The sequence below is a fragment of the Paenibacillus nanchangensis genome (genome assembly GCF_046543445.1).
In the GTDB taxonomy this organism is placed as follows: Bacteria; Bacillota; Bacilli; order Paenibacillales; family Paenibacillaceae; genus Paenibacillus_AQ; species Paenibacillus_AQ nanchangensis.
The window spans coordinates 1-4,681 of the sequence record NZ_JBHOFD010000068.1 but is presented as its reverse complement, the minus strand read 5'-3'; the positions used below and the strand labels follow the sequence as shown (position 1 = coordinate 4,681).

Below are 4,681 nucleotides of genomic sequence, written 5' to 3'. Positions count from 1 at the left end.
AAGGACCTTATCTGCTGATTTTTCCGTGTTTTGGCCAAGAGACGGACTCGGATTCCCTTATTTACGCCGAAATTCCATCGTTTGGATGTTTTCGGCACGAATAACGGATCTGGAGTCCGCAAGGCAACCCAAAAGCCCAGGAATTTCAGAAATAACGTCCTCTGGGTCCGGAAAGACCTCGGTATCGCGTTCGGTGGTAATCCGCTGCGGGTCTGTCGCTGGAGAGGATTCGTTCCAGGTAGTTCAACGACAACAGCGGCAGTCGAAGACATTGGTTATCAAGTTTTGGCTGCAAAAGTTGAGTTAATAAAAGCAGTGGCGGCAGCCTGAGATCGGGCAGATACGCCTTGAGATCACTGGGCAAACCGGAGATCTAGTGCTGGAGTTGACATTGAATTAGGGTGAAGCATTTCTTCCCAACCTGAGTCGCAATTTCGTTCAGCCGTTCTATGAGTTGCGCCAAGGCAACCGCCCAGTGTAGGGTGTTAACTTCATCGCACCGTAAATAAAATAGCACGCCGAGCGGTGCGTTCGCCGCGGGCGATGCGGTGTTTTTCTATTTTTTCAAGACGATTACTTCAATGCGGTTAAATCCGCGCCAGGTCTGGAGCTTAGCTGATTTTCGCTCTGCGAAAGTTGAGTTCTTAAGTATCGGAATATAAAAAAAGAACGCAAACCGGGATAATTCCGCAGTCTGCGTGCTTCGCGAATTGAAAGGTAACATTTAATTAACGTCATTGTAGCAAGTTTGAGATCTTTTGTCCACCCGTAAAATCGGTTTTTGTGTCGAATCAGCGCAGTTCAGCGCACGTAAGGGTTGGAAGAACGCTCGTACCCAATGGTTGTGCGCGGACCGTGCCCGGGATAAACCTTGACCTCATCCGCAAACTTGAACAGCTTCCCTTGAATGGAATCAAACAAATCGCGTTCTCTGCCTCCGGGCAGATCGGTCCGCCCTACGCCCAGCCGGAACAGCACATCCCCTGAAAACAGATCGCTGCCGCACAAAAAGCTTACGCTTCCCGGCGAATGTCCCGGCGTATGGTACACCTTGAATTCATGCCCGATCAGCTTCAGCGTCTGGCCTTCGCCCAAATCATATTCCGCAGGATCCGTAGTCAGGGGCGGAGACACCTCGGGCCACATCAGCGAGCCGTTCAACTTCGGATGGGTCAGCCATTCGCTCTCCAGCGGATGCAGATAAACGGGACAGTTCTTGAGCTTCCGTACTTCATCGACGCCGCCCATATGGTCAAAATGCGCATGCGTCAGCAAAATCGCCTCAATCTCCATGCCCTCAATGGCGCGGATCAGCGGCGCGGGATTCATGCCGGGGTCAATGACCACGCCGACGGAAGGATCGTCACCTGTCAGCAGGTAAGCGTTCGTCTGCAGCGGGCCCAGTGAATAGGTCTTGATATTCAGCATGGGTTAAAAACCGGAAATCAGCGCGCGCAGTTCTTTGACAATCCTGGCGTGCGATTCGGTTCCTTCTCCGTAAGCCTGTCCCATCGCTTTGCGGACCTCGGCGATTTTGGCTTCGTAGTCGGGGGCTTCGCGATCGGGGTTCTCCCGCTTGAACTCGATCATAAAGCGCTGGACATGCTCCGGTCTCGGTCCCCAGTGGCCCAGCACGTGGCCGCCGGTATCCGTGAAGATCACGATCGGCACCGAACGTCCGCCCATTGTCAGAAAATCATCCATTACGTCCTGATTTTCTTCCAAAATCAGCACTTCGGCCTTGATGCCCGCGGTCTCCAGCACGCGGAATACTACCGGAACATTGCGGACGACGTCGCCGCACCAGTCAGCGGCAAGAATCAGCACTTTCAGGTCGTCGCGGTGCTGCAGGCTTTCAAAAAACGCCTTGTCGTCTTCATCCTCCCAAGCAAACCGCTCATACCAGGATTCAAACGCCTGCTGGTTCTTGGTCATGCCTTCAACGAATTGTCTCGGGGTCAGCCCCTGTCCAAATTTGCGGGCCAGATTCTGCTTCATGCCTCGTTCCCTCGCTTCTTCTTGGATTTGAACCACTTGTACACAAAGTAGAGAATGATCAGTGCCAAAGCTCCCAAAATGATCTCATGCGTATACTTGCTGGCTTCCTCGTCAATCGTCTTCCATTTGTCGCCGAGACTATATCCCAGGTAAACAAACAATGCGCTCCAAGGAATGACCGCCAGCGTGGTCAGCAGAGTGAACTTGCCCAGCGGCATCCGCGAGATGCCTGCCGGTACGGAGATCGCATGGCGTACTACGGGAATAAACCGTGCCGTAAAAATAACGCCCGTGCCGTACTTGTTGAACCACTCTTCGGAGTGGTCGATGTGTTTTTTCTGGATCAGTATGAACTTGCCGTACTTCTCCAGAAAGGGTCTGCCCCCGTAGCGGCCGATCCAATAAACAAAAATCTGGGCGATGACCCCGCCGACGGTTCCAAATAGAACCGCGCCGAAGAAATTGATCTGGTGGGTCGAAACTAGATACCCTCCATAAGCCAGCACAATTTCGCTTGGGATCACTTCAAGCATCAAACCGATCATAATGCCGAAATAGCCGAGGCTCTGAATCCAGGCGAACAGCTGGGAGACCAGTTCGGAAAGAAAATGCACGGTCAGGTCTCCTCCTCCTCATAGGTTTTCCATAAACTTCTGCTTTTTTTCTCAGTCTATTCTAGCACAGGCCAGGTTAGGACATCCACTTCGTTTACACCGTACAGGCCGGAATTCACCGGTGCGACCCATGTCATACGCCGTACAGCGCGGACGTGTAAAGGATTGACAATCGGATGAACAGGCAATTATTATATATTTAGATAATTATTTAAATATCGAAAGGTCGGGAACCGGAGATGAATGAATCCTTTAAAGCGCTGGCCGATCCCACCCGCCGCCGCATGATCCGGCTGCTGCGGGAGAAAGACCGGACGGCGGGCGAAATCGCCGATTTTTTTCAAATGTCGAAGCCGAGTATATCCCACCACTTAAACGTGCTGAAGAATGCGGGACTGATCCAGGACGAACGGCAGGGACAGTTCATCATGTATTCCCTAAACGCCACGGTGCTGGAGGAAGTGCTGGGCTGGCTGCTGGAGCTTACGGGAACGGGCAAGACAAACGGCGAACCGGAACGGCCGAATAAGGAGGAAGAAAAATGAAACAGAAGAAATGGAACGGATACAGCTGGATTATGGTCCTTCTGTCCCTTGTCGCGGTTGGATTCGCTTTGTTTAACTACAACAAACTGCCTGACCAGCTGCCGATCCACTTTGGTGTCAACGGCGAAGCGGATGACTACTGGAGCAAAGCGGCGGTGATCGCTTTTACAGGCGGACTTGGTCTGCTGCTGCCGGTGCTATTCAGCATTACCCGGCGTGTCGATCCGAAATGGCAAAACTATCCGCGTTTTGAGACTGCAGCCGGCATGATTCGTCTGGGCATCTCCGCGGTGATTAACGGGATCCTCGTCTTTACCGTCTGCTACGGGCTGGGCTACGACGTGCAGATCGGCAGCGTCGTGATGGCACTCCTCGGGATTCTATTTATGGTGATTGGAAATTACCTGCCGCAGCTGAAAGACAATTATTTTATCGGGATCAAGACGCCTTGGACGCTGTCGAATCCGGAGGTGTGGCGCAGAACCCACCGTTTTTCCGGCTGGGCTTGGGTCGTCGCCGGGCTTTTGATGCTGATCGGCGCTTTTTTGTCAGGCACGGCGATGATTACGTTATTGTTCGCCGCCATCGCGCTGTCGGTTGTCCTGCCGTTTTTTTATTCCTTGTTTATCTCACGGCAGATTCGGGACTGATCGCTTTAATGCAGGGGATAAGGGCAGGGGCTGCTCCCTCCCCTCATTCAATCACTCGCAGCACGGTCAAATGTGCTATGTTTTTAGTGTCTTCCAAAATGCTTTTCCAGCCGCCGGCCATAACCGGCGGCTTCTTGCGTTAACACAAAGCTCCGGTCGTTGAAGCGGCCGTCAAGTCCGCCTGTTTGCTGCGCCAGCAGCCGGTAACCCCGCAGCAGCTCTGACGCACCGCGCAAAGCATCTTCCGAATCGTTTTGACGGCCCAACCGCTTCAGCCGCTCTGACAAATCCAGCATGGCACCGACGGCTGCCGTCTGCTTCGTCCGGTTAAACGAATCGAGCGCAAGCGCCTGCCGGTATTCCTTAAGCGCCAGACCCGGCTCGCCCTGCCGTCCGGCAATCCGGGCCAGCTCCCACTGGAGGCCCGGATGTTTGGGCGAATAGCGCAGCGCCTCCCGCAGCGCTTCTTCGGCTGCCCGGTCCGGAAGCCGGGCGGCCAGCGCAAGCGCAGCCCGGGAAAAAGCCGGTTGATGCACAAGCGCCTGCCTCAGCAGCGCTGCTGCTGAATCGGACTGGCGGTGAACGGGATCAGGGTGGCGGCGAGCAGGATCAGACTGACCGTAAACGAGATAGAGCCACTTAGCGCCAGGATTAACCTGATGGTAAGCAAGACCGGGCCAGTTGGCGCCAGGATTAAACTGACGGTGAGCAATACCAGGCCAGTTGCGGGCAGGATTAGGCTGGTGGTAAGCGGGATCTGGCTGACTATGGCCAGCGTTAGGCTGATGGTAAGCAAGTTCAGGTTGGCCGTGAGCAGACTCAAGGTGACCATGAGCGAACTCAGGCCAGTTGCAAGCAAGGTCAGAGTGACGGT

General features: G+C 54.0%; 7 protein-coding genes. 2 read left to right on the top strand and 5 right to left on the bottom strand.

All coding sequences use genetic code 11. The features are described from left to right. Positions 1–801: 801 nt before the first annotated feature. From ACE6ED_RS29015 to uptA, 3 genes are read right to left on the bottom strand one after another with little or no spacing between them, the layout of a single operon-like run. Positions 802–1,428, bottom strand: coding sequence for an MBL fold metallo-hydrolase (locus tag ACE6ED_RS29015; RefSeq protein WP_410830936.1), 627 nt, complete (start codon positions 1,426–1,428; stop codon positions 802–804). A 3-nt stretch (positions 1,429–1,431) separates the two neighbouring features. Beyond that, positions 1,432–1,998 carry a thioredoxin family protein gene (locus ACE6ED_RS29010; RefSeq protein WP_410830935.1) on the bottom strand — a complete coding sequence of 189 codons (567 nt, stop codon included), beginning with the start codon at positions 1,996–1,998 and terminating at the stop codon, positions 1,432–1,434. Continuing rightward, positions 1,995–2,612, bottom strand: a complete 618-nt coding sequence (gene uptA, locus ACE6ED_RS29005; protein ID WP_410830934.1) for an undecaprenyl phosphate transporter UptA — start codon at positions 2,610–2,612, stop codon at positions 1,995–1,997. Before uptA ends, ACE6ED_RS29010 begins: the two co-directional genes overlap by 4 nt. Before the next feature lie 239 nt (positions 2,613–2,851). On the opposite strand from uptA, the gene ACE6ED_RS29000 reads away from it, so the two are divergent. Next, on the top strand, positions 2,852–3,157 hold the full coding sequence (locus ACE6ED_RS29000) for an autorepressor SdpR family transcription factor (RefSeq protein WP_410830933.1): 306 nt from the start codon (positions 2,852–2,854) through the stop codon (positions 3,155–3,157). Next, entirely contained in the window at positions 3,154–3,807 is a 654-nt protein-coding gene (locus ACE6ED_RS28995) for an SdpI family protein (protein ID WP_410830932.1), read from the top strand. The genes ACE6ED_RS29000 and ACE6ED_RS28995 overlap by 4 nt, the downstream gene beginning before the upstream one ends. An 83-nt stretch (positions 3,808–3,890) precedes the next feature. Here ACE6ED_RS28995 and ACE6ED_RS28990 read toward each other — a convergent pair whose 3' ends face one another. Both ACE6ED_RS28990 and ACE6ED_RS28985 read right to left on the bottom strand, forming a co-directional pair. After that, positions 3,891–4,343 carry a hypothetical protein gene (locus ACE6ED_RS28990; protein ID WP_410830931.1) on the bottom strand — a complete coding sequence of 151 codons (453 nt, stop codon included), beginning with the start codon at positions 4,341–4,343 and terminating at the stop codon, positions 3,891–3,893. An 11-nt stretch (positions 4,344–4,354) separates the two neighbouring features. Further along, positions 4,355–4,681: hypothetical protein (locus tag ACE6ED_RS28985; protein WP_410830930.1), on the bottom strand; the 327-nt coding region annotated here is incomplete at its 5' end.

Bases quoted from the DNA above. Each gene is read 5' to 3' on its own strand.
- ACE6ED_RS29010 (WP_410830935.1), bottom strand. From the start codon at position 1,998: ATGAAGCAGAATCTGGCCCGCAAATTTGGACAGGGGCTGACCCCGAGA.
- ACE6ED_RS28995 (WP_410830932.1), top strand. From the start codon at position 3,154: ATGAAACAGAAGAAATGGAACGGATACAGCTGGATTATGGTCCTTCTG.
- ACE6ED_RS29000 (WP_410830933.1), top strand. From the start codon at position 2,852: ATGAATGAATCCTTTAAAGCGCTGGCCGATCCCACCCGCCGCCGCATG.
- ACE6ED_RS29015 (WP_410830936.1), bottom strand. From the start codon at position 1,428: ATGCTGAATATCAAGACCTATTCACTGGGCCCGCTGCAGACGAACGCT.